Genomic DNA, 26805 nt, shown 5'->3' on the forward strand with positions numbered 1-26805 from the left:
TTCGCAATCGATCACTTCATTCTTGCTTCTAAATAAAAATCAGGAAAATGCTGAGGAAGATTTGGTGACTTCAGTCAAAAAAAAAGGTTCAGGAGGACTAACACCTGAACCCAAAGGTCAAAAACTCAAAATAAAAAGGACTAATGACTTCAATATTAGTAAAAGTTCAATTGAAAAAAAAATGTGAACCAATAAGAAAATTATTCGTTATGATAGCATTACTATTATACTTGATAGTGAAATAATCTATTATGATAGCAAAACTTCAAATTCAATTGAATACTGCTCTTTACTTAAGAGATCCTCAATCAACAGATTTAGGCCAAAAAATAGTACAGGAGGGCATTTACATGATTGATGAAATAGGATTTGAATCTTTTACCTTCAAGAAGCTTTCAAAAAGAATCAATTCGACTGAAGCTTCCATCTATCGATATTTTGAGAATAAGCATAGATTACTTGTTTATCTCATTGCTTGGTATTGGAATTATGTTGAATACAAAATCACTTTCGAAACCCACAATATTTCAAATGCTGAAGAAAAACTAAAAATTGCAATACAACTTATTACAAGTAAACTGGCAGATGACGACAATTTTCCAGGAATAAGTGAAAGCGTATTGCAGAGAATAGTGATTAGTGAATCGGATAAAACCTATCTTACTAAAAATGTGGATCAAATAAACAGAGAAGGGCTATTTAAAGGTTATAAATCTCTTTGCATGACAATAGCTTCTTATATGCTCGAAATTAATCCAGCATTTAAATTTTCAAGATCCCTCACAAGTACTTGTCTTGAGGCAGCTCATCAACAGATATTTTTCGCAGAGCATTTACCCAGGCTCACAGACATTAAAAAAGAAGAAAAAATGTACGATCGTAATTGTGAGTTCCTTACATCTTTAATATTTAGTTCACTGAAATCATGAATAATCAACAAATTATAAGGTGTCTGCAGGAATGTGCGACGAAGCTTGATATTGATCTAAATATTTCAAAGCTGGAACGAGTTGACATAATATCAAGATTCTATGAAGATAATGAGCTCGCTGAATTTCAAAGAGACTTAATTGAAGCTGGAAATGAAGGAGGTATAGTCCTTTTTGAGAAACACATGAAGCATGAAACACTTCAGGAATTTATATCTGACACTGCATCTCCAACCATAGTATTTATTCAACAAGATGGTTTTCATCCTGCATTTATAAGTAAGAGAAAAAAAGAAGTTCTGCTTGAGTTTATTACCCCCGGAGGACAGCTACGGGAGTTAAGAACTCCAGACTTCAAAAAAATCAATTTCTCCACGAATTCTGAAGGGGAAATTCTAACACTGACCTGCTTCGCTTATCAAAGTTTTACAGCTAATGGAGAATCTTCCTTAATCACTCCTGTTAAAAGGTTAATTAATTTGTTATCTGCGGACAGAAAAGATATTTTCTACGTGTATGTCTACGCAGCGCTCATCGGTTTAGTGAGTTTGACTTTGCCGCTGGGAATTCAGGCCGCTGTTGAATTGATTTCAGGAGGGGTGGTTTTCAGTTCAGTGTACTTACTAATAGGCTTAATCATATTAGGGGTTCTTGGAACGGGAGTTTTGCAAGTTCTTCAAATCACCATTGTAGAGTACTTACAACGGAGGGTATTTACAAAAGCAGCATTTGAATTTGCATTTCGTGTGCCACGCATCAAAATGGAATCTGTATTAAATCTGCATATGCCGGAGCTCATGAATCGCTTTTTTGATGTTCTGACACTTCAAAAAGGATTACCAAAATTGTTGATTGATTTATCTACCGGTGTAATTCAGATCATATTTGGATTGTTATTGCTATCCTTCTATCACCCATTCTTCATTCTGTTTGGCTTGGGTTTATTAGGTCTATTATTCCTTATTTTCTATTTAACCGGCCCAAAAGGTTTAAAAAGCTCCATCCAGGAATCAAAGTATAAGTACAAGGTGGTCTATTGGCTAGAGGAGATGGCAAGAACTCTTTATTCATTTAAGCTTGCTGGGAACACAATTCTTCCTCTAAAAAAGACTGACTATTATGTGAATAACTACTTAAAAAACAGGAGCGCTCATTTCAAAGTGCTCATCTCACAATATTCATTTATTCTCTTATTTAAAGCAGTGGTCACCGGCGGACTTTTAATTCTTGGTACACTCCTGGTTGTTCAAAGAGAAATCACTTTAGGACAATTTGTTGCATCGGAAGTAATCATCATTTTGGTCCTTGGTTCGGTAGAAAAAATTATCATGTACATGGATGTTGTTTATGACATGCTTACTGCAGTGGATAAAATTTCTCATGTTACAGACCTACCATTAGAAAGACCAGGTGGAATTGACATTCCACAATCCCAAATGGCCGATGGATTGAAAGTTACATTGGAAGATGTCACCTATATCTATCCAGGATCAAAAAATCCCTCTCTGAAACATTTAAATATTGAAATACCAAAAGGTAGCTCACTTTGTATAAGTGGTGGAAGTGGTGCTGGAAAAACCACACTGACGAACATTATTGCTGGTATTCATCAGAATTATGATGGTGTTTTAACCTACAATGACTTATCCTTAAAAGACCTTGATTCAACATACATAAGGGATAAAATTGGTAAAAACGTATCTCAGGAGGATATTTTTGAAGGTACCATTTTGGAGAATATTCTTGTTGGAAAGCCTACTTCAGATATTAATCATGCACTTGACGCAATCAAAGAAGTGGGGCTATCAAAAAGCATCAATTCTTTGGATAATGGATTAAACACTCAGGTGTTGAGTGCAGGCAAAGGGTTTTCATCATCGTTTGTGAACAAATTAGTCTTAGCAAGGTGCTTGGCAAAACAACCAGCCATGCTTATTCTCAATGACTTCTTTAACACTTTCACAAAAGGAGAACGCCTTAAGTTGATTGAAATGCTCACGAGGGAAGATAAAAAGTGGACGCTCATTGTGGTTTCTAATGACCCGCTTGTAATGGCGGCATGTGACAAAGTACTCTATATGGAAGATGGGGCGGCAAAAGCATTGGATCCTTTTGACGACCTTATTAAGCGAGAAGAAATCATTAAAGAGATTTACTAATGGACCATTTAGATAAACTTTCCGAAACTCATCTATACTCCTTGAGAACACTTAAAACTCCTGGAGTCGGTCGAACTGTAGCTAAAGTTCTCATTTTCGCAACCATAATATTTATCATATTTCTTTTTCTCCCATGGCAACAAAATATTCGTGGCAAGGGAAAACTTACAGCCCTCAATCCAATGAATAGGCCACAGCAGGTTCAATCGGCAATAGCAGGGCGTATTATCGAATGGCACATTGTCGAAGGACAGTTTGTAACTGTTGGAGATACTATTTTGACCATCACAGAGATTAAGGATAAGTATTTTGACCCTAATCTGGTCATGAGAATTGAAGAGCAACTTGATGCAAAGAAAAATGCAGCAGAAGCTAAAAACAATAAAATTTTAGCTTTAAGAAGACAGGTTGCTGCTTTACGTGATGCATTAAAGGCGAAATCTTCGCAAGCACAAAATAAACTCCGTCAGGCAAGTTTGAAACTAGAAGCAGATAGTTTAGAATTCGTTGCAGAGAAAGTAAATTATGATAATGCTAAAAGCGTATTTGAGAGGAATAAAAACAGATATGATGCTGGCAACATTACGTTGACAAAATTCCAGGAAATAGAGAATAAATTTCAAATGGGTGCTGCTAAAGTTCTAAAAGCCGAAAATGAGTGGCTTCAGAGAAAGGCGGATCTTGCGAATGCAAACCTTGAATTTGCTTCAATTGATGCTGATTATGCAGACAAAATTAGTAAAGCGCAATCCGACTTAAATGAGACAATAGCCAGTTTAAATGAAACTCAAGGCGAGATTTCCAAAATGGAAAATGAACTCGCCAATATTCTGGTACGACAATCACAATATCAATTGATAGCCCCTCAATCAGGATATGTGGTTCAAGCAATGAAAGCCGGGATTGGAGAAACCATAAAAGAAGGTGATGCCGTGGCAACAATTCTTCCAAAATCAACTGATATCGCATTTGAAATGTATGTGAAAGCGATGGATATTCCATTAATAAGAGAGGGCAGGAAGGTCCGGGTAGAATTTGATGGCTGGCCTGCTTTACAATTTTCCGGTTGGCCAAATGCATCAGTCGGCACATTTGGAGGTGAGGTAGCAATTATTGATCGAGTACAAAGTAAAAATGGCATGTTCAGAATAATTGTAAAACCTGATCCTGACGAGGACAATTGGCCCCAACTCCTAAGAATGGGCTCTGCGGCTAAAGGCTGGGTTATGTTAAACAATGTACCTATTTGGTATGAAATCTGGCGAAACATGAATGGCTTCCCTCCTACCATTTATGAAGACATTGAGGGAATTGAACGATTAGCAAAGGATGATAAAAAATGAGAGTAGCATTATTTCTCATATCAATGGCTTTGGCTAATATAGGATTTGCTCAGCAGGATTCTCTGAATGCCGATACTTCGTATCTATCACTAGAGGATGTCATTAAAATGACGCTTTCTTATCACCCTGTGGTGAAACAAGCCAACTTACTAGATGAAACTGCAGAAGCGGTGATAAGAGAGGCCAGGGGTAATTTGGATCCTAAAATTGAAGCTGATTATAACCTGAAAGAGTTTAAAGAAAAAGAGTATTACAACCTATTAAATACCTCTTTCAAAATCCCAACCTGGATTGGAATTGATCCCAAAGTTGAATTTACGAGAAACAGCGGTGAATTTTTAAACCCAGAAAATTTCATTTCTCCTGAATCAGATTTCGAACAATTGTCCGTTGGAGTTTCAGTTCCTTTGGGCAAAGGCTTATTTTTTGACGAAAGACGAAATGCGATTAGAAAAGCGGATGCCTTTTCTCAGATTGCTGAAGCCGAACAGAACAAGGAAATCAATAAGGTCCTTTTTACTATCGTGAAAGATTACTGGAATTGGTACATGGCTAGTAGAAAGCGCGAACTTATGCAGCAAGCAATTGTCCTGGCCCAAAATCTTTTTGATCGAACACTCATCGATTATGAATTTGGAGAAGCTGCAATGGTTGATACATTACAAGCCAAAATCAACTTTCAAAAACGATCAGTAGACTACCGAAAGGCAATACTTGAATATGAACTCGCAAAGCTAAACTTGAGTAAACATATGTGGTCTGAGAATCTTCTACCATTGGAACTTCTTCCCAATGTACTTCCTGATTCAACATCTCTTTTTGCTACTCCAAAAGAGGACCAAGTAAAAAGTGCAATCGAATTTGCGATGACAAGTAATCCTGATATTGCTAAACTATTAGGAAAGAGAAATCAGCTAGATGCTGACATGAGATGGGCACGAGAAAGCTTAAAACCACAAATAGATCTTTCTTATTCATTCATCGATGCACCTATTAATCCAGAATTCGATTCTCGTTCGCCTGAATTCGGGGATAATTACAAACTGGGAGTTGAATTTTCACTACCGATACTTTTAAGAAAGGAACGTGGCAAAATTCAACAAACTCAATTGAAGTTGCAGAGCAATGAATTTGAAATGGCTCAGAGTCAGGTGGAGCTCAAGAATGAAGTTCTTGGCGCATACGCTCAAAGTGTCGCTTTTCAAGAGCTTTTGAATCAATATCTCGGCGTGTCAAATAATTACAGAAGACTTTTAGAAGCTGAAATCATTAACCTTCAAAATGGTGAGACTGACTTATTTAAGCTGAATATACAGCAGGATAAGTACATTGAAGCTCAAACTGATTTTTTCGATGCGTTTACAAAATGGGAGAAGAGCAAAGCTGAATTCTATCATATTGTCGGTTACCCCATTCTCGGATTGCAGAATATGTCCGATTTTATAACAAATTAATCCTCCACTGTTCGTTATCGAACGGTTATATTTATCTAGATTAGCCTTAGTGTGCATTATTAGTCCTTTTTAGGGGTTGGCACCATTATCGTGTTTAATAAAGAAAATCAATCTAATCGTGGAAGAAGCAATTAATAAAATTTTAATAATAGATGATGATGAAGATGTGCTTTTAGCAGCAAAAATGTTGTTGAAGAAGCATATCAAAGAAGTTGTTATTGAAAAAGACCCCAGAAAAATACCATTCTTATTAAATAATGACAGCTTCGAAGTAATCCTGCTGGATATGAATTTCAGTCAGGATACTACAAGTGGTAAAGAGGGATTTTATTGGCTAGAGCAAATCCTTGAAAAGGATCCGGAAGCTGTAGTAATTCTTATAACAGCATTTGGTGACGTAGAGATGGCTGTAAAAGCGCTCAAGGCTGGCGCAACTGATTTTGTATTAAAACCATGGCAAAATGAAAAGCTTCTTGCAACCTTGTCAAGTGCTGCGCGGCTAAAAAATAGTCGTAAGGAGGTTTCTATGCTTAAGCAAACAAGTAAAACTCTCCAAGCAGATAGCAGCAAAGCGTTTAAGGATATAATTGGTGAAAGTGATGCGATTAAAAAGGTATTCAAACTGATTGACAAAGTCGCTTCAACAGATGCCAATGTTTTGATATTGGGTGAGAATGGAACAGGCAAGGAATTAATAGCTAGAGCCATCCATCAAAAATCTTTACGCAAAGACATGCCATTTATTGGTGTGGACATGGGTGCAATTACTGAGTCGCTATTTGAAAGTGAGCTTTTCGGTCACAAAAAGGGAGCTTTTACAGATGCAAAAGAAGATAGAGCTGGTCGGTTTGAAGTAGCATCTCGCGGTACACTTTTCCTCGATGAGATTGGAAACTTAAGTCAGCCATTGCAGTCGAAGCTGCTCACAGCCATACAAAACAGAAAAGTAACTCGAATTGGCAGTAATCAGGAAATACCGGTAGATATTCGACTAATTAGTGCTACAAACATGCCTGTCTATGAAATGGTAAATGAAAACACATTCAGGCAAGATCTTCTGTATCGAATCAATACGGTTGAAATTCAGCTACCACCTCTTCGAGAGCGTATGGAGGACATGGAGATGCTGGCTAATCATTTTGTAAAAATGTACGCTGGAAAATATAGAAAAAGTATTGATGGGGTAGCATCATCAACAGTAGGCAAACTCCAGAAATATCCATGGCCTGGAAATATTCGAGAGCTTCAACATGCCATCGAGAGAGCAATCATCATGAGTGACAATTCTCAGTTAATGCCTGAGGATTTTTTCTTTCTTGCACAGAAACCAGACAGCAACCTTTCACTCGAACCTGACTCTTATAATCTGGATGATATGGAAAAAACAACCATTCAAAAGGTTGTGAATAAGTATGAGGGAAATATTTCAAAGGCCGCCAAAGAGCTAGGGCTTACCAGAGCCTCATTATACAGAAGATTAGAGAAGCATGGCTTATAAATCATTCAAATTTCAGTTACTCATAAGGTTGATAGCAATGCTACTAACCCTATTTGTATTTACTCATCTCTACTACTCTGAGTCCTATTTTTTCACCAAGTTTCTTGTGTTTTGTCTGGTGCTTTTTCAAGTATGGTACTTGTACAACTTTTTGGAGAAGTCAAATCGTGAAATCGTACATTTTTTGGAGAGTATCCATTATGACGATTTTACCAATACCTATCCGGAGAGACACACAGGATCCAGTAGAGATTTATTATATCATGAGTTCAATGAAATTTTAAAAAAGTTCAGGGAGATCCGTGCAGATAAAGAAGCACAACATCAGTATTTGAGAACGATAGTACAGCATATAGGCATAGGAATTATCACATTTGATGATGATGGTGAAGTTCAAATCATGAACAATGCAGCTAAAAAGCTGCTTGGTCTTAAGATGATAAAAAATATTAACCAAATAGGCAGGGATCACCCTTCGTTGTTTGAAACAATAAAGGATTTACGTACTGGCGGACGAGATCTTCTAAAGATTTCTAAAAACGAAGATGAGGTTCAATTAGCAGTTTATGCTATAGAATTATCACTTCGGGGCAAACCTTTTAAATTGATTTCTATCCAGAATATTCAGTCAGAATTGGAAGAAAAAGAGATGGAGGCCTGGCAAAACCTTATAAGAGTTTTAACTCATGAAATCATGAACTCGGTAACTCCAATCTCCTCACTTGCAGCAACAGTTGAAACAGAACTTGCAGAATTTCTAGAGAATGGGAAGAATATAAATCAGATAAAAGATGACACCATTGAAGACTTCTATCTGTCGGTAAAAACAATCCATAATAGAAGTGAAAGCCTTATCAAGTTTGTTTCTGACTTCAGGAACATGACCAGAATCAAGCATCCAAACCTTGAGTGCCATGAAATAGAGGATATGATCAAGCATATCCTGGTATTGCTTAAACCAGATATCGAACATTCCAATATCTCAGTCAATTGTTCTGTAAAGCCTGGTCTCTCAGTCAATATTGATCGAGAACAAATAGAGCAGGTAATCATCAACGTGGTAAAAAACGCAGTGCAGGCTTTGGCAGCAACAGATAAGGAAAACAAGTCATTGACAATAACTGCTATGCCGATCGATGGTGGTGGAGCTTTTATCTCGGTAACTGATAATGGAACTGGTATAGAAGAGGAAGCATTGAAGAAAATATTTATCCCATTCTTTACCACTAAGAAAAATGGATCCGGAATTGGTCTAAGCCTTTCAAAGCAAATAATGAGAAAGCACGGTGGTAACATAACCGCAAAGTCTCAAATCGGAGAAGGCACTGAGTTTCTACTTAAGTTTGCCAGCTAAATAGCTGGATCAATTGAAATACATTTTCATCGTTCAGGGCGAAGGAAGAGGGCACATGACTCAAGCCATCTCCTTGTATCACATCCTTAACTCTAACGGTCATGAGGTGTCTCATGTGATTGTTGGGAAAAGTAAGCGGAGGATACTTCCAAATTTCTTTTTAGACCAGATACACTCGCCTATCACTCAACTTGAAAGTCCAAATTTTGTAACTGACAAAAAGAATAAGTCAGTCAATTTTTTTAAAACACTTTTTTTTAACCTAATCAGGTTTCGAACTTTTCTTAGAAGCATAAGAGAAATTGATCAAATTGTTAATAAAGAAAATCCTGATGCAATCATCAATTTCTACGACTTTTTAAGTGGTCTCTATTTTCTACTTAAAAGACCTCAACCTGAGCATTTTGTACTTGCGCATCAGTTTCTTTTAAATCACTCTGAATTTGAGTTTCCTAAGGGGCGTATTTATGACAAAGCATCCCTCCTTTTAGGCAATAAACTGGCAGGTTATAAAGCAAAAAAAGTTCTTGCACTTTCGTTTAGGAAGATGAAAGACGAGCCTTCTAAAAATTTACATGTTGTTCCCCCATTGCTAAGAGATGAGATCAAAGAACAAATTTCTAAAAAGGGGAATCACTTTTTGGTTTATATGGTAAATCATGGATACGCTGAAGATGTCAAAGCATTTCATTTAAAACATCCTGAAATTCCAATTCAATGTTTTTGGGATAAAAAAGATGAACCAAATGAACTTATCATTGATGACACACTCACCTTTCATCAACTCGATGATAAGAAATTTATCCAATTGATGGCCTCATGCAAAGGCTACTTAACAACAGCAGGATTTGAATCTGTATGTGAAGCGATGTATCTAAAAAAACCAATACTCATGGTGCCAGTAGCAGGTCATTATGAGCAAGCATGCAATGCACTTGATGCTGTAAAGGCAGGCGCTGGGGTCTCTAGTGAAATTTTTGACTTAGAAATTTTGTTGGATTATCTTCCTAATCATAAAGATGTGGGTGATGAATTTAGGCAATGGTGCCATTCAACACCAGAAACATTCTTAAAAATTCTGACATAAATGTTAATAAAATATTCAGATAATCCTTTTAAACAGGTTCTTGGAATCACTTTCTACAACAGAAAGAATATCCTATTATTTACAATCATTTCCATATTGGCTACTGTTCAATATAAGTTTGGTGAAATCTTCACATTCAATCCAATCACTCTACCTATGGTTCCAGTAACCATTTTAGGTGGAGCGTTAGCGATATTTCTGGGATTTAGAAATAACAGTGCCTATGACCGCTGGTGGGAAGCACGCAAAGTCTGGGGTGGTGTGGTTAACGCAAGCCGTACGTTCGGAGTGATGATCTGTACATTTTCATCAGGCCATTTCTCAAAAGGTAAGATTAAAAACGATCAGATAGAGTCATGGCGGAAAGAGTTGATTCACCGGCACATTGGTTGGTTATATGCATTGATTATGCATTTAAGAAAACACAATCACTGGAGTGACCTGGAGAAATATATTTCAGAAGATGAAATTGAAGCAATAAAAAAACTGCATAACAAACCCACTCAGCTTCTTCACATTCAAGGAAAAAAATTGCAGGAAGCCTATGAAAGTAAAATCATTGAAGACTTCAGACACATGGAGTTGGCTAATGTCATAAAAGAATTTTATGATTTACAAGGCAAAGCAGAGCGTATAAAAGGAACCATATTTCCCTACTACTACAACTACTTCACCGGAGTATTTCTTTGGCTTTTTGTCATTTGTCTCCCATTTGCGCTAACGCCAGAAATGGGATGGGGAGCTATTCCAATGGCCATTGCCATCTCGTTCGTATTTACCATTTTGGAAAAATCAGGGGCTGTAACTGAAGATCCTTTTGAGGGAAGAGCTGCTGACACTCCGATAACTACGATTACTCGAAATATTGAAATTGATCTTCTTGAAATGATTAAAAGTGATACTGTTCCAGCACCAATAGAACCAAAGACAGGCCGTTTTGGTGTTAAATACCTTGATTAAGAACCGATGGCAATAATCAGTAAGAAAAAAGAAATCTTTCCAATAAGTAAACCCCTGAGATCCTATATCAAAAAATATGATCGTGAGATTGATTTGCCCATCTACTATGGTGACCTATTGAGATATGATAATTCGATTCCACTTTATGATAAATCGGGCAATGACACCTTATGGGAAACGGTTTTCTTTCCACAAGGAGATATGGTGCATATCAATGCATCATTGAAAAAAGTTTATGCGATCATGAAGTCCGATGGTGACCTTTCTGTGATGGACCATCTCATCATTGATCGTGTAGACCTTTGTGCTTACGGAAATACACAGCCATTTAGAATTAGGGTCGTTAACCAAATCAATGACAATTTTGACTATTTCTATATTAAGCGTGCAGATGCTTCCCGCATTTATGGGCTTGAGTTAGAACACCTACTTTCTCCGAATAAAATAAGTTATGTAGTAAATAGAGAAACGCTAATCGAGGAACATATTGTTGGTGTTCCGGCTGAACTTTTTATTAAGAAGTATTTAAAAAGTAGTACACTAAATGAAATACGTTTAGCTAAAGAATTTGTGAAGTTTAATGAGCGCTGTTTTGTGAGGCTATTAGGTGATATGCACAGCAGTAATTTCGTAATTGACATTACGCCTGATTTTGAAGATGTAGAATATCGCTTGAGAGCCATTGACTTTGACCAGCAATCTTATGAGGGAAGGAGGGCCATTTATCTTCCTCAATACTACACACAGAATAACCCTATAATCAAAATCGGCCTTAAGCACATGACTCCAGAGACCGTAAGGCAATACCAACGAGAGGAAAGATCTAACATCGCTAACAGGTTAAAAGTCGAGCACAAGCGTGTGGCTGATCTGCTCTCGGCTATGAAAAAAGACAAATTATCAAAGCCTGATAATATTAAGCGACTCAGGAAAGAGCTTGCAGATTTTTATGAAGAAAAAGATTTTCTTGTTTGTGAAAATATGGGTGAACTAGTCGAAATGAGTCTGGAGATGCTTACCAGGAAGCCGAATCTATATAAGGACTATTAAGACATTGAAACTTGATATTTAGGAAGATTGAATTCAAAAGTACTTCCTTGATTAGGTGTGCTTATGACCTTGATGGTTGTGTTATGCAATTCCATTATCTTTTTCACGATAGCCAATCCCAGACCTAATCCTTCATTTTGAGAGTGTTTTCTGGACTGCCGATATCTATCAAAAATTATGGATTGATCGCTCTTTTTTATTCCTGGTCCATTATCTGATATTCCGACTTTTATCTCATCATCGTTTGAAGAAATTTGTAGTTTAATTAATCCACCTATCGGAGTGAATTTTATTGCATTATCTAGCAAATTTTGTATTGCTCGTTCTACCAAACTTATATCTGCAAAAACGAGCGGTAATTGATCATCTGCCTCCAGTTTAATTTCAATATTTTTTTCTTTACCTAAAATCTGATACTTCGAGACAAGGTCCAATGATAAGTCGGTGATTGCAAAAGGTTCTTTTTGAGGTTGAATCTGTCTTGCTTCAAGCTTAGAGTACTCAAATAGTTGAGAAACTAAACGAGAAAGTTTATCCGAACTCCCTTTGATGATATTCAAATATTTATTCTGCTCATCCTCGCTTAATGTCTCCTTTTTCATCTGTAAAGTTTCGATATACCCGTTGATGATGGAGAGTGGAGTTCTTAAATCATGAGACACATTGGCTATTAATTCTCTTCTGAGTATGTCAACAGATTTTATCTCTTCTATATTTTCCTTAATGGTATCTGCCATCTCATTAAAGTTGACTGCAAGCACTGATAGATCATTTTGTTGAGGATTTTCAATACGAATATCCATATCTCCTTCCCTAAATCTTCTAACCGTAGCAATGATCGATCTTAGATTTTTTGTTAGAAACCAGATGCTTAAAAAACCAAGAAATAGAATAAATAGTGTTGTCAAAATTGAAGCTACGATTCCTAATTTCATGAAATAACTAGTGAACAAGCTTGACGATACTTTATCAATCTCCTGGCCTGCTAAAACAATATATATGTAGCCTTCCTGTCCATTTTCATTGAATCTGGCTGCTGAGAAAATTTTCTTTTGATTCTTATCTCGTGGGTCATCTCCAAGGATATAACGGTTTCCATTGGAATTTATAAACTCCTTTACAGGCGCCAGATCTATAAATTCTGTAGGATTGTTAGGATTGTCATGATCCAAAACAACAGAATAAAGAATCTCACCCTTCAGACTAATAAGATAAACCTCAATGGCTCTGTTAACGGCCATCATGTCATGCATCAAATCTCCGAAAAGTGGTTTATTCACCTCGCCATTTTCCAGAAAGGGAGTATTCCCTTGAAATTTCTCTTCTATCAGGTGATTTGCAAGTTCTGAATTGAGCTTCTGTGAACGTTCCTCAAAATGCTTATTGGTTAAATAAATAGAAATGAGCATGTATGATAATCCCATAAGCATAACCAACATCGTGAAAACGATGGTTATTTTAACGATAAGCTTATTGGTAAGAAGTCTTGATCTTTCTCTCATAACTCCTCATTAAACTTATAACCGACTCCCCAGGTCGTTAAAATATATTTCGGATTAGCCATATCAGATTCGATTTTCGCTCGCAACCTATTTATATGGGAATTGACCGTATGTTCATATCCCTCAAAATCGTAACCCCAAATCAACTTAAGGAGATCACTTCTTGTATAACTTTTTCCAGGATGTGAGGCCATGAGTGTAAGAAGTTCAAACTCTTTAGGTGATAGCTCAACTTTTTGTTCTTTTAATTCAACTTTCCTTTTCTCAACATCAATTGTAAGATCTTCAAAAACAAATCTGACTGACCCATTAGAAATGCTTTCTTTTATAAGTTTGGTTCTGCGAAAAATGGCCTTAACCCGTGCAATAAATTCTCTGATACTGAAAGGTTTCGTTATGTAATCATCTGCACCCACTTCCAATCCCAGTACCCGATCAATTTCTTCAGACTTTGCAGTTAGCATGATAATAGGTGTATTCTGATATTTTCTGATCTTTTGACAAACCTCTATCCCATCCATTATTGGAAGTGCCACATCCAAAATGATTAAATCGGGCTCTTCAGATCTTGCAAGATCAAATCCAGACCCACCATCCATAGCCTTTATAACCTGACAGGATAGGTCCTTTAAGTGGATTTCCACCAGATCAATGATCTCAGGATCGTCTTCTATAATTAAAACTTTTGGCATATCTCTTCTCGAAAGAAGTAAAAACTTATCACAGAAGTATCACAAGTTGTTACTAAAACACCCGAATAGTAGAATGAATGACACTTCTTAGAAATTAAATACGATCAAATTACTGGTCTAATAACTTAAAAGTGACATTTAAGTGCTTGAAATGAAATGTTAAAAAGCTGTGATCCTTTTGCAATATGCCGCATGTTCTTTTGTATCAAACAAATTAGAACTCCAATGAAAAAATTATTAATGATGATAGCTGCCCTGGGCATATTGTTAACCAGCTGTAGCGATGATGATGATAGCGGGCCTTCAATTTCAGATCTTACGCTAATTATAGATGGATTAGAGGATCTTGGATCAGACTTTGCTTACGAGGGTTGGATCATAGTGGACGGATCCCCTGTTTCAACCGGCACTTTCACAGTGAGTGAAAGTGGAGATCTTTCAGCAACTACTTTTATGGTAAATGCTGCTCAATTAGATGCTGCTACGATGTTTGTTCTGTCAATAGAACCAGTACCTGATAACGATCCCGCACCAGCCCCGACAAAAATACTGGCTGGTAGTTTCAGTGGAAATAACGCCAGTCTTAGTACATCAACGGTTGGTGCAGGTTTTGAAAATGCTAATGGCAAATACATCATTGCAACACCTACCGGAACCGGAGCACCTGAAGAGGAATTTAGTGGCATTTGGTTCCTGGATAATAGCTCTGGATCAGCTGAAGCAGGTCTTGATTTGCCAGCACTAGAGGCTGGCTGGAAATATGAAGGCTGGGTAGTCATAGATGGTACACCGGTTACTACGGGAACCTTTACCAGTGTGGCTATGGGAGATGATGCGGCTCCATTTAGCGGATCGAATGCAGGTCCGAATTACCCGGGGGAAGATTTTCTAAGTAACGCACCATCTGGCCTTACTTTTCCAACGGATTTAAGAGGAACAACAGCTGTCATTTCAATCGAACCGGATCCGGACAATAGCTCAGCTCCTTTTACGCTGAAACCTCTTGCTGGAATGATTCCATCTTCACTTTCGGGCAATCCCTATAGCCTGGATAATAATGTTTCAGCTTCCTATCCAAGCGGTAGTGTGAATAGATAAAAATAAATTGTTTAGAGGTGTTTAACTGAGGCCTGATCTGATGCCATCAAGATTAGGTCTCTTTAGTTTTAAAGTAAATAAACACCATCACCTGGTCGTACTTCTACATGCTCTTTGATTGTTGTAGAAAGTTCGTAACCCTTGTAATTCGCATAAATCGGAAATCTGCCATGCGTTCGAAGCACTAGAACAGCTGTTTCCACTTTTTTAACTTCCAAAGTCAGAAGTTTGGTTAGGCTATATGCCAATGTTCTGCCGCTATTTAATACATCGTCGCATAGAACAACAGACTTATCCCTTAAATCAGAGGCATCCCCATCAATGAGGATGTCTTTATTTAGCGGGTTTTCTTTATCAAGTGAGATTGTATGGCAAATCGATTTCTTTCCTGAAATTTCTTTCAGAGTCTTATTGATTTGATCAGCCAGTTTTCTTCCACCAGAATCTACGCCTACCAATACAAGGTCTTCCCCCATATTATTTTCGTAGATCTGATAGCCGATCCTACGAACGATCTGATCAACCTTCGGCTGTGTTAAAATCTGATTATTGCTCATTTTCAGGTACAGGCATTACTTTGCTGTCCTTGAAAGTAGAGAGTATTATCATTGATTGCAAGCCGTCAACCACTTCAATTTCAGATACTTTTTCAAGCATCAACTTTTGGTAAGATTGAATATCGCTACAAATAATTTTTAGAATAAAGTCACCAGAACCTGTGATGTGATGACACTCGATTACTTCAGGGATTGAATTGATCTCATTAATAAATGCATCAATGTTTTTCTTGTTGTGACCTTTAAGGGATACTTGCACGAATGTATGCACTCCCAAGCCTACCTTATCAGTGTCTAGCTTGGCATGATAACTTTTAATAATACCTGATGTTTCGAGCTTTTTAACTCGTTCCAAAGTAGGTGCAGGCGATAATCCAATGTCTTTAGAAAGCTGGGCGTTGGTGATTTTTGCATTAGACTGTAGGATGTCAAGGATCTTCCGATCAATTTTATCCAGTTTAATGCGTGAAGATTGTATTTTCATGAGTTTTATGATTTATCGTAGAGGCAGGCTTAATTCAGCACAACAGAATTTTATTCGTTGCAAATTTAATAGGATTAATAAAAATTCTGACAACCATTTAAATAAACTACAAACCTTTAACAATTAATTGGAAAAAAACCCTAATCCGATCCCAAAATTAAAGTTTGATCACTTTACGCCTAAACGTGGTTCCATTTATCTCAATGGTGATAAAATAGATGCCTGAATCAAGGAAACTCATTTCCGCAAAGAAGTTATTCAGGCCTGAAGATGTATTATAAGAATTTTGGATTTGTACTTTTCCAGCAGAGTTCAGAAGCTTCAATGTAGCTGTTCCTGCTTCCGGTGATACCACTTTAATTCTGAACTGATCTGTAACTGGATTTGGAAATGGATTTTCTACCTTAACTGTAGGCTGAATATTGATACATTTCTCATTATTGATTGGCGTTAGATCCGGATAATCAACATATTGAGATGATAACCTTACACATAAATAAGATGGATCTGAATTACCCAGTGGCACTCCAACATTTAGGTTCACGAGGCTGGTCTGACCTACATTTATGAACTGTTCTATTTGTTCTGTAAGTGTAAACTGATCTTCCAGAATTATTTCTGCATTAGTAATTTCAATAGGTAAGTTGGAAAAGTTCTGAACTTCCAGAAATATCCTTCCGGTATTATTTTCAGCAACAAGTTCCAGGCTTCCAATGGCAAGATCTATTTCAGGTATAGCAATTAAAATCTGTTGAGAAGAAGTGTCAGCGCAACCAAAACTATTTTGAGCAACCAAACTAACTACATGTGTCCCAACTTCTGAAAATATTAACGTTTCTGCATCCGCTTCAGTACTAAACGGTGCTCCATTGAGCAACCATTCAAAGCTTGCAGCTCCTGCTGATGAGTTGGTGAAGTTTATTTGATCATTCGGTAATCCATAAGTTTTTGACGATGAAAATGAAGATTCTGGGGAATCATTGATTTCCAGGGTTTCAGAAGAATTAGTAACGCAACCAAAAGCTGTTTCCAATTCAAGGGTGACAGTATAACTACCATCACTTAGATTGTTTAAAAACAATTCTGTCCCATTTCCTACTTGCTCATCATCAATGAGCCATGTTCGTGAAATGATTGCATCATTAAACTCCTCAGATAAATCAGTAATAGTTATTAGTTCATTATCACAGGACCCTACCACTGTGAATGCTGGTGAAGGTAGTTGCAGCACTTCCACCGATTTAGTTATGCTCTCTGAGCAGAAATTCTGACCAGTCACTTCAAGTGAGACATCATAGATGCCTGCATCTTGAAAAATATGATTTGCGTTTTCGGTGTTATAAGCAACCCCATCAATGGTCCATACCCATGAAATGATATTCCCCGAGAATGAAGTGTTATCTGTAAAAACAGATGCTTCGCCTTGGCAAGCAATTTGGACTTCAAAATCTGGTTGTGGGGCAGCTAAAATTTCTATATCCTCTGCATGGTATGATTCACAACCGTTAGAGCTAATAGTAGTCAAGGCAATTGTTAAAATTCCTTCTGTATCAAATGAAATAGTTGGGTTTTGAGCGGTTGATACTTCAACTCCATCCACATCCCATCGCCATGAGACTATATCTGCATTTTCAACAGTGGACATATCAAAGAATTGAATCCCTTCTGAAGAAGTGCAAGGAATTTCAAAGTCAAATTCCGATTGTGGTGTTGCTGATATGGAAACTTCTTGATTGATCACATGATCACAACCATTAGTGTCAGTAGCGGTCAATGAGACATTGTAATTCCCAGCATCTGTAAAGATGTGGCTCGGCTCTGCCGCTGTTGAATTAAACCCATCACCAAAATCCCATAGATACGTATCTGCATTCACACTAGAATTGGTGAATTGCATGGATTCATTTTGGCAGACGGAACCAGCTGTAAAGTCTGCAGTTGGAGGGGGGTTGATGGTGATTGTTTGTTGTGTAGTCTCTTCACATCCAGGGATACTGGAGGTTAATCTAACGGTTTTGGTTCCTGAAGTAGAAAATGAGAAAGTAGGATTTTCCTCATCCGAGGTACCTACGACACTAGATGTCGCATCATCGATGAATTCCCATGAATAAGACAGTGGGCCTGTGTAAGATGCATCGTCGGTAGTATTACTGAAATCAATCCCAGCATCGACACAATACCTGGATGCAGAAAAATCGTAACTAGGTGCTGGTGGAGGATTATAGATCGTGATTTCTTCTTCATAGAAGTTGTTGCAAGTGCCATCACTTACATCTAATCGAACCGTGTATGTCCCTACTCCTCCTAGGGTATCGAATAATACTTGAGGACTTTCTTCATTGCTGTCTTCTATTCCGTCATTGTTGAAGTCCCAGGAATAGGAAGTGAGGCCTATGGTTGAGGGTATGAAGGTGTTTGGATTGGAGATGCACCTAGATTGATTTATAGCAAAATTAATTGAAGGAGCTTCGACCATTGAAATGATGATCGTATCTCTTAGTACAGAGCTGTTACCTAAATCATTTGTGGAAATTAATTCAACAATAAATTCTCCAGAATTGGAGTAAGTAACTGATGGTGAAAAATCAGTAGAAGCTTGATTGGTAGTACATTTTTTAGAAAAAATAGCAGTTTGATGATTTGCTGAAAAGCCTCCTTGAATAATATATTCTCCATTATAGTTGATTGCTTCAATCCCGTATACAGATGGCAAACCTGAATTTTCCATTTCAATTGGGGGCTCAGTAAAATCATTGAAATTGATAATCGAAAACGGGAGTCCATCATTTCCTATTAATGCCAAATAATTATCTCCATTTTTTATAATATCAGAACGAAAAGGTCTGTCAACAGAGGCAAAAGAGTAAGTCGCTTCTTGAGTTGGTGTAGAATTAAACAATGAGGTGCCAAAATTTAATTGGTGGATATTACTATTCGAGAGAGAACTGACCAGCACATACCAATTTTCACCAACTTCCACCGAAGTAATTCCATTCAAATTTGCCGCACCTGATATTGCGGTTGTTGTAATTACATCCTCTTCTAATACACTATTTAGTACGGAGTTGCCAAAATCTACAACAGTGATGTTATTGAATGTATAAGAAGGAATGAGTAAATAATAACTACTATCATCTGCTACTACATCAATGTCCCGAATCCTTCCGGCTACATCAAAGTTCCCGATAGCTGATCCATTCGTAGGATCATTTTCCAAGCCATCTCCAAAATCAAGGCGAACAATACTTAGATCATTGTTAAAAAACCCAACAAAACAATACCATATTCCATTTTCATTGACAAAATCAATGCCTGTCGGTGTTTGAAGTAGCCCAAATGGATTTCCCAAGCTAGTAATTGATGGAGCATTTTTTGGTGAATCGCCAAAATCCAATCGATATATTACCCCTGCATCTCTTTCTGTTAGAAAACCAAACCAATTACCATTTTCTTCAAGTAGTTTGTAGCCGTACAAAGTTCCTACTCCAACAAGGTCAGTGCTATTTAGGTTAGGTGTCTCTGTGAAGTCTTCCAGGCAGAAATCCCACACATAAGAAGTAGCATTCACTGTGGAATTATTTATGGAGATAGTTTGATTCAAGCATCCAGCTTCTTCAATATCAAAAATTGAAGTAGGTGAAATTGAAATCTCTACAATGATATCTTTTGTCTCAATTTCCACGCATCCCTGTGCGGTAGTTGCAGTCAATTGAGCTTCATAAGTTCCAGGGCTACTAAAAACAACCAAGGTATCTTGAACAGATGACGATATGTTACCATCTATTAGCCAATCCCATGATACAATGGAATCATTGCTGATTGTATTGTCAAGACCATTCAAATTAACAGGTAAATTTTCAACAGCCTCACCTATAGTGAAATCCAGAAAATCATCATCTGGTACTTCAAGATCAAATGAAACCTCAGTTATACATCCAATTGCATTAGAAACTTGTAATGTTACAATATATGTGGTGGCAGAAGGATAAGTAAAGGTAGGATTAGGAGAGGTTGAATCTTCAATATTGTCACCATTTAGATCCCAACTGTATCCACCACTATCATCCCCGGTAACGATAGTTTGAAACTGTACTTCTTCGCCAAAGCAATTATTGTTGAAGGTCACCTCCACAGATGGCCCTTCCTCTATGTCTATCATTTGTTCTGCAGTTTTCACGCAGGTACTCAATCCAGTTACTTCAAGCTCAACCGAAAATGTACCAGACGAAGAAAAAATGAGTTCAGGGTTTTGATCTGTAGAGACTAGAACATCATCAATGTACCAAGCCCAGGCTTGTGGTATATCAGTAGTGAAGGTTGATGTATCGTTGAATTGGATCAGGCTATTTGAACAGAGTAATGCAGTAGCCGCTTCAAACCCAGGATTTAGGTCATTTTGGTCAAAGACAGTAACTACTATAGTGGTATCCAAATTAATACCACATTCATCAGTCACCGATAAAAAGACATTGTAATCTCCAGGCGTATCATATGTATGAGTAGGATTTGCTTCTGAACTATTATTGGAGGCACCACTACCGGGATCATCAAAATCCCAAGAATAATTGAAAGCAACATCTCCCATAGAGGTTAAAATAGAGGTAAAATCAGTAATACCAACACAACTAACCACACTACTAAAGTCGACATCTGTCATCCCTGAAATAAATACAGAATCACTGTGATGGTATCTAAAACCATTAGAAAACCCATCCACAGTTAAATATTGCCATCCCAATGCATCATAAGCTGCCGTAGTAGGCATTGATTCATAGGATGATGGAACTGTAGAACTACAATCATCAGGGTAGGATATTTGAAATAGTTCATGGTCAGTACTCCTATTAATCGAATAGCCTATCCACTCTGAATTTTGGAAGTTGAAGTCAAGGGATCGTGTATCTGTTAGTCCTGTAAAAACACCATAATTATTGAACTTCACAAAGTTGAACGAATTGTCAAATTGATAAGAATAATAGTTTCCACTAAATCCCATGACATTAATGAAAACATTGCCATTGTCATGCAAAACATCCAACCCACGGGGGGCGCTCATGATGCCAAAAGTGCTGAGGTCATAAAGAAGGGTTGTTGTATTAGACAAATCAGCTCCTTCAAAGTCATACAAAAATGCTTTTATCTGACCGCAAACGGCTAAATAGATGTTGTCATTAATCAGTACAGTTTTGAGAGCAGATAAATTACCTATATCTGAAGGAACAGTAAAGTCATTAATTGTTGTGGGTGTATTGTTAAATGAATTTCCGTAATCGAACACCCTTATTTGCTTTGAGAGATGATTCCCTACAATCAAGTAATAATTTCCTCCTATTTCGAGTGCTTCCAATGCGAAAGGTCCACTTAGAGCACTATTTATGTTTCCTAAGTTATTTGCTACCTGAATATTTCCTGACAAATCTGTACCAAAATCCACCCTGGTAATCGAATTGTTTCCAAAATTTGAGATAAACACATACCAAGTATTTCCTTCCTGAATCCCAGAAATCCTTCTCGCATTACTCAAAGATCCCACATTGCCAAAATCATCGAAGGTAGAAGGAGTATCCGTCAATGAGTCACCGATTGTTACTCGGTACAATTCATTATTAGTATTTGACAAAACAAAGGCGTAGTAATTCGACCCATCATAAAGGGTTTGTATATCATCGAGTCCAATATTGTTTGCTGGTATGTTATACTGAATTGTGGCTTCTGGAGAATTTACCAATTCTCCAGGACAAAAATCATATTGAATACTGTCAATCCCTGAACTTAAATTGACTATTGCAGGGTTGGCGTTCACACATGCTGTATCTTCAACAGCAATACTTAGGTTTTGACCATGCAATCCAACTGCAAGTAGAAAAAATATTAACCCTATTAATTTACGCACTCTGACCTTCTAATAATCTAAAAATATCTTTAGATTTTTTAATGAGAGGTAAAGGTAATTCAGGGGCTGACTGCTTCAACAGAGATTTATCATAGATCATCGAAAAAGGAACAAAATTGGTCTTCTTACCTAGGAAATCATTGATAATTTGACTTGTTTTTTCTTCCCTTTCAATGAATTGGTTCAAATTGATTATTAAAGAATCATCCGGATACAATTCATTGAATTCTAACACCATTTTGTTATACAAATAGTATAATTCAGAAAAGACCTTTACCCATCTCCTCCGATTTAAATCGATATCCAAATACCATATCAACTTCTTAATCGGATTTCTGGTATAATACCACTTTCCTTTTTTCAATCTTCTGTAAAGAGACATTATTACATATTCAGGTGGCCTATAAATAGAAATTACTTTCAATTCCGGGATCAGCTTCTTCCAATGTCTTAAGTAAAGAGTTGTCCTGGGTTCCTTCCACCCCCAAATATCCAATTCAGTCCTACTTTTAATCAGATCTTTTGCCAAGTCCTCATGATCAATGGTTAGGTCTCCACTTTTAATCAATAGGCCAGATTGATGAAACCCCTTTGATCTTAAATCGTTCTTGTGAAGCTCTAGAAATTGGACATCCTCAAAGTGCCCTTTCATATTTGTAGAGGCAGCTTCCAGAAGATCATTCCCCATAAATATCCCTGAATCATGAAACCAATTGGCTACTAATGATGTGCCGGATCTATGCATTCCAGCCAATGTAAATATTCTCTTTGTCATCCTTTTTTTAGGATCAAAATATCTTGAAAGTAAACTCCGGGATAATTCTTCCATGTTCCAGGGTAATATTTTTCTACTGAAAGATTGGCTTCTCGCACTAAGCCCATAAGAGCATTTTTATCAACTGCAATGGCATCTTCTGGCTGATTTGTCCATTTAGTAGTCTTCCAATGCTGGGAAGCATAAGCCGGAATATCGAATGTCCAATCTAAATGATTCGATTTATGAAATTTTGTATTATTTGACGGTTTAGCAACAAATTCATCTATGATAAAAAAAGTAATAATTGCAATTCCGTCAACTTTCAGAACTCTTGATACTTCTTTTAAGTAGAAACTGGCATCAGATTCGTTGAAATGAGTCCAAACCGAAAGTGCTGTCACCAAGTCATAGTACTCGTCTTCATTAGGCCATTTTTTTTGAGATTGATTTTGATCCAAAGCATAGGTAGCATTGAAAACATCAAAATGCTGAAACGCATAGTTTGCATTAGAAAATTGTTTTTCACAAAATTCTACATCTGATTTGTTTACATCAATGCCATGGTACACACCACCATTCATGCAAATATTGTAAGAGGAAATACCCAATAATCCTGTACCACATCCTACATCCAGAATTTTCTCTTTTTTAGTGTGGGCGTGTTGTTCAATCAAAGTGTGAAATATTCCAATAACAAATGCCCATTCACCATAACTAACCTTTCCACCTCTACGAAACCTATAATCCGGTATCAAATGCAACCCACCACTTCTGTACATATGTGATTTATCAACCTTCAAAAAGATTTTATCTATGATTGTGAAGACTACTTCTTTCAGTTTGGATAGTATCATCTAGGTAAATTTTAAAAATTGTGGTCTACTACCCCAACTACGTGGGTATCTAGGAATTTGAAAAAAGATATATGGTAATATCTTTAAATATCCTTGCAGTTCTGTTATATACCATGATTTTCTTCTAAGATAACCATATGGCAATAACAAGCACAATGTAGCAATATTGAAAAAAGTGGCTAAGCAATATAGGAGATAATCCCTCCAGCCCATCTTATACCGGTACAAAGCGAATGATAGCATATTCAGATATAGGGCAGATTTTTTCGGAGAGCTCTTCCCCCTTAAGTGGGTGATACTTGCACCTGAATAATAGTAAATCTTCGCGTACTTAGATAATCGATTCCTGCAAAGTTCTACTTCTTCTGAATACATGAAAAAATCTGGATCAAATGGCTTGACCTTACTAAAAATATCTATCTTGAACATCATAAAGCATCCAGAAACTCCACTCACAAATTGGCTTTTAGAAAAATCAAAGGTTTCATGATTTCTAAAAAAAAACCTTGTTAGCAAGGCATTGGAGGTAAAAAAATACTTCAATGGTGCATGCTCCTTAAAAATGGAGTACTGATCTGTTCCATCCTCATTTTTTACATTACAGCCAATCAGATTTATGTTGTGATCTCTAACAAACTCTGATGCTAAGAAATCAGTGCAGTTTTTTAAACAACCTTCATGTAGAATAGTATCCGAATTCAGTAACAGTATGTAGTCGCCAGTACACCTACTTATCCCAATGTTGTTGGCTACTCCGAATCCCAGGTTGCGATCATTTACTATTAGGTTTACATCAGGAAAAGATTCTAAAATTTGAGAAGGGTCGTCATTCGGAGAGGCATTATCTACAATAATAATCTGTAGATCTAAGTCGCCAGGTCTGGTCTGTTCAATGGATTTTAGACACTGAACCGTCAATTCATTAGTATCGTAATTCACAATTACTATGGAGAGACATTTTTTCATTTGAGTCTTTTCTTATACAGGGACTCAATTGATTCCCTTCACTAATTCTTTAATTCCTTCTTCCAAAGTGATAAAGTCTCGTGAAAGTACTTTCTTCATCTTGCCAATATCTGGTTGCCTCCTTGTCATATCACCTTCCTTGAGTGGTGGAAGGAATATAATCTTAGACTTTGAGTCCGTGAGTCTTATGATTACCTGGGCTAACTCAATGATGGTAGTCAAATGATCATTACCTATATTCAATACATCGTTGGTAAAGAGATTTTCTTCAAAAACTTTTACGGTAGCTTCCAGATTATCTTCTATATGACAAAAGGTCCTCGTTTGGCTTCCGTCTCCATAAATAGTGATATCCTCATTTTTCAAAGCACATCTAAAGAATTTTGAGATAACAAAATCTTCACTTTGTTTCTCGCCATAGGTATTGAAAAACCTAAAAATTGTGAAATCTAATCCATATTCTTGTTGATAGCTCCTACAAAAAGCTTCCCCCACATTTTTAACCACTGCATATGGCAACCTAGAATTCAAGGGGGTCTTGTGTTCATGCTGTGGTAACTCTACTGGCTCTCCATATACCTCGGAGGAGGAAGAATAAAAAACTTTCTTAACTCCAGTCGCTTTGGAGAGAGAAAGAATATTTTGTATCCCCTGAATATCTTCCAGAACTTTTACTGGATTTTCTAATGTCCTTAAAACTCCTACCAGCGCTGCATAATGAAATACAAAGTCAAATTTGAAGGAGGTCATGATTGGCTGAATCTCCGACAAATTATTGACATCACATTTTATAAAACTACAATTTGTGGAGGTGGGGATTTTCGAAAAATCACCAGTCTCTAAATTATCAGCAACCACTACATGATGTCCATAATCACATAATTTCTGGGCAAGTGAACTACCAATAAATCCGGCTCCACCGGTTACTAAAATATTTGACCTTTTGATCTTCATAACGTTTCTATTGCCTCTCTAAATCTTGGGTTTAAGAACTGAAAGCTTCTGTATTTAATCCCAGCTTCTCTACAGCGGTTAACAAGTTCTTCCTTTTCCTCATTCAATAATACCGAGATATTCTCATGTGCTTTTGCTCCTTCAGATCTTGAAAATTCTTTGACTGTGACTCCAGTATTTGTCTCTTGGGCAAATTTATCATCTTCAGAGACACCCTCGCAAATAAGGTATGGAAGGCCATTACACAGATATTCACCAACCTTAATGTTTGAACAGTAAATTTTGGAAGGCTGAGGAGGTACTGCTACAATTCCAATATCCGCAGCTGAAAGATACTCAGACATCTCCTCATAGCTAGCCGAACTAATAAGATACTTGTCTGATGGTATATTATTGTTAAGCATAGCATCCTGAGCCATCTTCATATCGGTGAGAGTTAATATCACGAAGAAATAACGATTTGATTCATCTAGAAGTGCCTTGAAAAAGACCCCAATTTCATTGTTGTAATAAAGATCACCAAACTTGCCGGGGTATATGACTAATGTGTCATGATCTTCTAGTCCAATTCTTTGCCTTACACTTCTTCTTGCTGACCAGTCAAAAACAAATCGATTATGATCTACTACACTCGGTATCTTGAAAAATTTACCCTTAATTTTCCAATGATTCAATCGATTTCTCATGTAATCTGTCCCGCTTGATATCACCCTTGCTCTTCTTGCAGAAGAATATTCAAGCCTCTTCAAAATCTTGAAAGTTAAGCTTTGTTCCGTCCATAATTTGGCATCAAGCCCGTATTCGCTATGAGGTTCGTATTGGTAGAGGTAGAGTTTAAGACGAAATAACATACTGTATATATAAGCATACGCACCCGCAACCGACGCAAGAGAAATAATTGACTTATAGCCTTTGAAAACCCTTAGATACCATATAAAAGAGAGTGCTTTGGTAAAATCAATCGCTTTTTTGAGATTAGATCCAGTAGACCAAGAATATGGTTTCCAAGAGATATTGATTGCAGAAAGTTCTTCCCTTTTCTTTCTTTTTTCATCGGAACTCAACTCAAACTGCTTTTGCTCATAAGTGATAATATAGAAGTTATATTTTCCTGATTTGGCTGCATCAACCAAATAAAGAAAAATATTCCCCTGGATCAGTGGTTCTTCAAGTGAATTGTATAAATAAACGATAATCTTTTTCTTCCTCAAAAC

Annotated in this window: 20 protein-coding genes; 10 read left to right on the plus strand and 10 right to left on the minus strand. The window is 37.0% G+C overall.

Annotated features, from left to right (window positions below):
* Positions 1-251: 251 nt before the first annotated feature.
* From ACOMC3_RS13625 to ACOMC3_RS13665, 9 genes are all read left to right on the plus strand, one after another.
* On the plus strand, positions 252-929 hold the full coding sequence (locus ACOMC3_RS13625; protein ID WP_420316433.1) for a TetR/AcrR family transcriptional regulator: 678 nt from the start codon (positions 252-254) through the stop codon (positions 927-929).
* On the plus strand, positions 926-3088 hold the full coding sequence (locus tag ACOMC3_RS13630; protein WP_420316434.1) for a peptidase domain-containing ABC transporter: 2163 nt from the start codon (positions 926-928) through the stop codon (positions 3086-3088). The genes ACOMC3_RS13625 and ACOMC3_RS13630 overlap by 4 nt, the downstream gene beginning before the upstream one ends.
* A gap of 41 nt (positions 3089-3129) precedes the next feature.
* The gene (locus ACOMC3_RS13635) at positions 3130-4431 is read left to right on the plus strand and encodes an HlyD family secretion protein (protein ID WP_420316435.1); all 1302 of its coding nucleotides are present in this window, start codon (positions 3130-3132) and stop codon (positions 4429-4431) included.
* Positions 4428-5885: a TolC family protein gene (locus ACOMC3_RS13640; RefSeq protein WP_420316436.1), complete on the plus strand. Its 1458-nt coding sequence runs from the start codon at positions 4428-4430 to the stop codon at positions 5883-5885. Before ACOMC3_RS13635 ends, ACOMC3_RS13640 begins: the two co-directional genes overlap by 4 nt.
* A gap of 115 nt (positions 5886-6000) precedes the next feature.
* On the plus strand, positions 6001-7383 hold the full coding sequence (locus ACOMC3_RS13645) for a sigma-54-dependent transcriptional regulator (protein ID WP_420319320.1): 1383 nt from the start codon (positions 6001-6003) through the stop codon (positions 7381-7383).
* Between the two features lie 37 nt (positions 7384-7420).
* Positions 7421-8737, plus strand: coding sequence for a sensor histidine kinase (locus tag ACOMC3_RS13650; RefSeq protein WP_420316437.1), 1317 nt, complete (start codon positions 7421-7423; stop codon positions 8735-8737).
* Between the two features lie 13 nt (positions 8738-8750).
* Positions 8751-9824, plus strand: coding sequence for a glycosyltransferase family protein (locus ACOMC3_RS13655; RefSeq protein ID WP_420316438.1), 1074 nt, complete (start codon positions 8751-8753; stop codon positions 9822-9824).
* Complete coding sequence (locus ACOMC3_RS13660; RefSeq protein WP_420316439.1) at positions 9825-10784, plus strand: bestrophin family protein; 960 nt, start codon at positions 9825-9827, stop codon at positions 10782-10784.
* A gap of 6 nt (positions 10785-10790) precedes the next feature.
* On the plus strand, positions 10791-11834 hold the full coding sequence (locus ACOMC3_RS13665) for a hypothetical protein (protein ID WP_420316440.1): 1044 nt from the start codon (positions 10791-10793) through the stop codon (positions 11832-11834).
* Here ACOMC3_RS13665 and ACOMC3_RS13670 read toward each other — a convergent pair.
* Positions 11831-13336: an ATP-binding protein gene (locus ACOMC3_RS13670; protein WP_420316441.1), complete on the minus strand. Its 1506-nt coding sequence runs from the start codon at positions 13334-13336 to the stop codon at positions 11831-11833. The genes ACOMC3_RS13665 and ACOMC3_RS13670 overlap by 4 nt on opposite strands.
* On the minus strand, positions 13333-14028 hold the full coding sequence (locus tag ACOMC3_RS13675; RefSeq protein ID WP_420316442.1) for a response regulator transcription factor: 696 nt from the start codon (positions 14026-14028) through the stop codon (positions 13333-13335). The genes ACOMC3_RS13670 and ACOMC3_RS13675 overlap by 4 nt, the downstream gene beginning before the upstream one ends.
* A gap of 225 nt (positions 14029-14253) precedes the next feature.
* On the opposite strand from ACOMC3_RS13675, the gene ACOMC3_RS13680 reads away from it, so the two are divergent.
* Complete coding sequence (locus tag ACOMC3_RS13680) at positions 14254-15126, plus strand: anti-sigma factor domain-containing protein (RefSeq protein ID WP_420316443.1); 873 nt, start codon at positions 14254-14256, stop codon at positions 15124-15126.
* Positions 15127-15194: 68 nt separating this feature from the next.
* On the opposite strand, the gene ACOMC3_RS13685 is transcribed toward ACOMC3_RS13680, so the two are convergent.
* The 8 genes from ACOMC3_RS13685 to ACOMC3_RS13720 all read right to left on the minus strand — a co-directional run bounded on the left by ACOMC3_RS13685 (position 15195) and on the right by ACOMC3_RS13720 (position 26802).
* The gene (locus tag ACOMC3_RS13685; protein ID WP_420316444.1) at positions 15195-15683 is read right to left on the minus strand and encodes a phosphoribosyltransferase family protein; all 489 of its coding nucleotides are present in this window, start codon (positions 15681-15683) and stop codon (positions 15195-15197) included.
* Positions 15673-16167: an Lrp/AsnC family transcriptional regulator gene (locus ACOMC3_RS13690; RefSeq protein ID WP_420316445.1), complete on the minus strand. Its 495-nt coding sequence runs from the start codon at positions 16165-16167 to the stop codon at positions 15673-15675. Before ACOMC3_RS13690 ends, ACOMC3_RS13685 begins: the two co-directional genes overlap by 11 nt.
* 157 nt (positions 16168-16324) lie before the next feature.
* Positions 16325-22060, minus strand: a complete 5736-nt coding sequence (locus ACOMC3_RS13695) for a PKD domain-containing protein (RefSeq protein ID WP_420316446.1) — start codon at positions 22058-22060, stop codon at positions 16325-16327.
* Positions 22053-22835, minus strand: a complete 783-nt coding sequence (locus ACOMC3_RS13700) for a hypothetical protein (RefSeq protein WP_420316447.1) — start codon at positions 22833-22835, stop codon at positions 22053-22055. The genes ACOMC3_RS13695 and ACOMC3_RS13700 overlap by 8 nt, the downstream gene beginning before the upstream one ends.
* Complete coding sequence (locus ACOMC3_RS13705) at positions 22832-23671, minus strand: class I SAM-dependent methyltransferase (protein ID WP_420316448.1); 840 nt, start codon at positions 23669-23671, stop codon at positions 22832-22834. Before ACOMC3_RS13705 ends, ACOMC3_RS13700 begins: the two co-directional genes overlap by 4 nt.
* Positions 23672-24637, minus strand: a complete 966-nt coding sequence (locus ACOMC3_RS13710; protein WP_420316449.1) for a glycosyltransferase family 2 protein — start codon at positions 24635-24637, stop codon at positions 23672-23674.
* Between the two features lie 24 nt (positions 24638-24661).
* The gene (locus tag ACOMC3_RS13715; RefSeq protein WP_420316450.1) at positions 24662-25591 is read right to left on the minus strand and encodes an NAD-dependent epimerase/dehydratase family protein; all 930 of its coding nucleotides are present in this window, start codon (positions 25589-25591) and stop codon (positions 24662-24664) included.
* Positions 25588-26802: a hypothetical protein gene (locus ACOMC3_RS13720; protein ID WP_420316451.1), complete on the minus strand. Its 1215-nt coding sequence runs from the start codon at positions 26800-26802 to the stop codon at positions 25588-25590. The genes ACOMC3_RS13715 and ACOMC3_RS13720 overlap by 4 nt, the downstream gene beginning before the upstream one ends.
* Between the last annotated feature and the right edge of the window lie 3 nt (positions 26803-26805).

The sequence above is a fragment of the Ekhidna sp. genome, assembly GCF_965212185.1.
Lineage (GTDB): Bacteria > Bacteroidota > Bacteroidia > Cytophagales > Cyclobacteriaceae > Ekhidna.